2 protein-coding genes and 2 pseudogenes are annotated in these 3,567 nt (G+C 64.6%); all 4 read left to right on the top strand.

Annotated elements, in window-relative coordinates; translation table 11 throughout:
• Positions 1-305 (top strand): annotated as a pseudogene (locus C1704_RS17835) (methyl-accepting chemotaxis protein); the annotation flags it as partial.
• A gap of 38 nt (positions 306-343) precedes the next feature.
• Positions 344-2,004 (top strand): annotated as a pseudogene (locus C1704_RS17920) (methyl-accepting chemotaxis protein).
• 106 nt (positions 2,005-2,110) lie between these two features.
• On the top strand, positions 2,111-2,587 hold the full coding sequence (locus tag C1704_RS17270) for a chemotaxis protein CheW (RefSeq protein WP_104303986.1): 477 nt from the start codon (positions 2,111-2,113) through the stop codon (positions 2,585-2,587).
• Between the two features lie 30 nt (positions 2,588-2,617).
• Positions 2,618-3,567, top strand: a 950-nt coding sequence (locus C1704_RS17265) for a methyl-accepting chemotaxis protein (protein WP_146076112.1), incomplete at its 3' end; no start/stop codon positions are given.

Genomic DNA, 3,567 nt, shown 5'->3' with positions numbered 1-3,567 from the left:
CTGCGCTGGTCGAGGAGTCGGCCGCCGCCGCCGAGTCCCTGCGTGAGCAGGCTCAGCGCCTGGCCAGTGTGGTGGGGACGTTCAAGGTCGAGGCCCAGCACATCGCCAAGGCGCCTGCCGATACCGAGACCATCCCCCTGCCGGCTGCCACCGAAGCCCACAAGCTCATCCAGCGCGTGCAATCACAGGTCAAAGAGCCTGCTCAACCTGGACCAGTGCCCGCAGCGCCGGCAGCCAAGAGTGCCACGCCTGCCACCACCGCCTCAGCAACGTCGCGTCATGACGACGACTGGGAAACCTTCTGATTCCCCAACCGCATCACAAGACCACCAGGAGACTGCCCATGACCCTGACCCAGAGATTGTCGAACACCCGGATCGCCACCCGGTTGGGTGTCGCGCTCGGCCTGCTGATGCTGCTGATGATCGGTGTCAGCGGCTACAGCGTGAAAAAGCTCGGCGATGCCACCGCCGTGATCGAGCGGCTCACCGAGAATGAAACCCGCACGATGCAAGTCGTGGGGGAGTGGAAATCCCTGGTCGAGATCAACGTGCTGCGCATCGTCACCCACTCCAGACTGGGCACCGGCGATTTTCCCGACCAGCTCATGAAGGACTATGCGGCCGACTCCAAGAAGATCGACGCGCTGCAGCAAGGCGTCGAAGCGGCGATGGACAGCCCGGAGCTGAAGGCTCAGTACCAGAGCATCGACAACCTGCGCAAGGCCATCCTGGGCTATGGCCCCAAGATCTCCGAGTTCCGCGACACCGGGGACTACTTCGCCCTGGAAAAGCTGCTGGACGGCGAGTTCGAGAAGGCGCGCCGGGACTACATCGCAGCGATCGATGGCTTGCAAGCCGCGATCGCAGAACGCGCTCATAAAGCCTTTGTCGCTGCACAGGAAGACACGCAGTCGGCCGCCATCATCTCGATCGTCCTGGTCGCTGCCAGCCTCGTGTTCGCGGCCGGGTTCGGTTGGTGGTTGAGCCGGTCGATCTCGGGGCCGATCGCCTCGGTGGTGCAACATGCTCGCACCATCGCGGCAGGTGATCTGTCCACAGACGTCAAGGTCACCGCGGGCGGCGAGGCTGGCGAACTCCAGGCTGCCCTGGCCGAGATGCAGGCGTCCCTGCGCCAGATGGTTCTCCAGGTGCAGCAGGCCACCGAGAACATCACCACGGCCAGCGCCGAGATCGCCACCGGCAACCAGGACCTGAGTGCACGCACCGAGCAGACCGCCTCGAACCTGCAGCAGACGGCCTCCTCCATGGAGCAGCTCACCGGCACCCTGAGCCAGAGCGCCGACAGCGCCCACCAGGCGACCCAGCTCGCCCACACGGCGGCCGAGGCGGCCCAGCGTGGCGGCCAGGTGGTCTCCCAGGTGGTCTCCACCATGGATGAGATCAATGCCTCGTCCAAGAAGATCGCCGACATCATCGGCGTCATCGACGGCATCGCCTTCCAGACCAACATCCTCGCCCTGAACGCCGCGGTTCGTCCAAGAAGATCGCCGACATCATCGGCGTCATCGACGGCATCGCCTTCCAGACCAACATCCTCGCCCTGAACGCCGCGGTGGAGTCGGCGCGCGCCGGCGAGCATGGCCGGGGCTTTGCCGTGGTGGCTGGCGAGGTGCGCAACCTCGCCCAGCGTTCCGCCGAGGCTGCCAAGGAGATCAAGGCGCTGATCGGGAACTCGGTGGACAAGGTCGAGGGCGGCTCCCGTCTGGTTGCCGATGCCGGCACCTCGATGCAGGAGATCGTTGCGGCCGTGCGCCGGGTGACGGACATGATTGGCGACATCTCGGCCTCGACGCGCGAGCAAAGCTCGGGCGTGAGCCAGATCAACCAAGCGGTCACGCAGCTCGACCAGATGACCCAGCAGAACGCCGCCTTGGTGGAACAGTCGGCTGCTGCCGCGGAGTCGCTGCGCGAGCAGGCCCAACGCCTGTCCCAAGTCGTGTCGCAGTTCCGCATCGGCCAACGTGCACCCACTCTGCACTGACGCCTCCGGGGCTCAAGCCGGATGGCCTCCTGCCGATAACCCAATGAGAACCCCGGCGGTGCGCCGGGGGCCCCTTGCCGAATCACAGACATAAAGAGTGAACACCATGGGTGCCAACGAAGCCTTCATCGCACAGAACGTCCGTCCCCGCGAGTACCTGACCTTCCGTCTGGGCGGCGAGGAGTACGGGATCGACATCCTGCGGGTGCAGGAGATTCGCTCCTACGAGGCACCCACACGCATCGCCAATGCGCCCGACTACATCAAAGGCGTGGTGAACCTGCGCGGCGTGATCGTCCCCATCGTTGATCTGCGCATCCGGTTCGCCACGGCGCAATGCGAGTACAACGACTTCACAGTCGTGGTCGTCCTCCATGTGGGTGGCCGCGTGGTGGGAGCCGTGGTGGATGCCGTCAGTGACGTGCTCGAGATCGCCGCCGACGCAGTGCGTCCGGCGCCCGAGATGAGCTCGGTCGTCGATGCCGGCTGCATCGTGGGCCTGGCCACGATCGCCGAGCGCATGCTCATCCTGCTGGACATCGAGAAGCTGATGACCGATCCGGCCATGGGCCTGACCGACTGACACCACGCCACTCAGAACAGGAGTCAAGCCATGCCTTTCACCCATCTGATGCGCAGCTTCACCATCCGTGTGCGCATGATCGGCGCCATTGCGGTTGTGCTGATGCTGCTGGCTCTCGTCGGTGGCGCAGGCCTGCTCGGCATGTTCCGCCTGCAGTCGATGAACCAGGCCTTCATCGACAACGCTCACGCGAAGTCCAGCATGGTCTCCGAGCTGCGCCAGACCTTGGGCCAGATGCGACGCTACGAGAAGGACATGATCATCTTCTACGAGCAGCCGGCACGTGTGAGCGAGACCCACGAGCTGTGGAAGCAAGCAGCCGCGAAAGTCAACGAACAGGTGCAAGCCCTTCTGGCCCTGGCTTCCGGCGACGACACCGAAAGGTTGCAGGCCATCGCCAGCCACATGGATGCCTACCAGAAGGCCTTTGCTCCTGTGGCCCATCAGCTGGAAGCCAGCGGCTACGACTCGGCCACCACCGCAGACAAGGTCATGTTCCGGGCCTATGCCGCGTTGAACGAACTCGACAAAGCTTTTGCCGCTCTGGTGACCGACTTGAATGCCCAGGCGCAGGAGGCCAGCCAAGATGCCCAGCAGGCGGCAACTCTCACGATCGCTCTTTTCGGCGCGGCGGTGGCCATAGCCACGGTGGTTGTGGTGCCGCTCACGCTGCTCAACATGCACAGCATCTGCCGGCCGATCGAAACCGCCAAGTCTCTGGCCGGCGCCATCGCAGAAGGCGATCTCACCCAGGACGTGCAGGCCGAGGGCCGTGATGAAGCGGCTGATCTTCTGCGTGCTTTGGTGCGCATGCAAGAATCCCTGCGCCACATCGTCGGCCAGGTGCATACCTCGACGGAGAGCATCTCCACCGCGTCGAGCCAGATCGCCTCAGGCAACCAGGACCTGAGCTCACGCACCGAGCAGGCCGCCTCCTCCCTGCAGCAGACCGCCTCCTCCATGGAGCAGCTCACCGGCAC

Origin of the sequence: Caldimonas caldifontis (assembly GCF_002930615.1) — a bacterium.
GTDB lineage: Bacteria > Pseudomonadota > Gammaproteobacteria > Burkholderiales > Burkholderiaceae_C > Caldimonas > Caldimonas caldifontis.
This window is presented reverse-complemented; position numbering and strand designations above follow the sequence as displayed.

Excerpts from the sequence above, each read along its gene's own strand:
- C1704_RS17270 (WP_104303986.1), top strand. The coding sequence starts at position 2,111 with ATGGGTGCCAACGAAGCCTTCATCGCACAGAACGTCCGTCCCCGCGAG.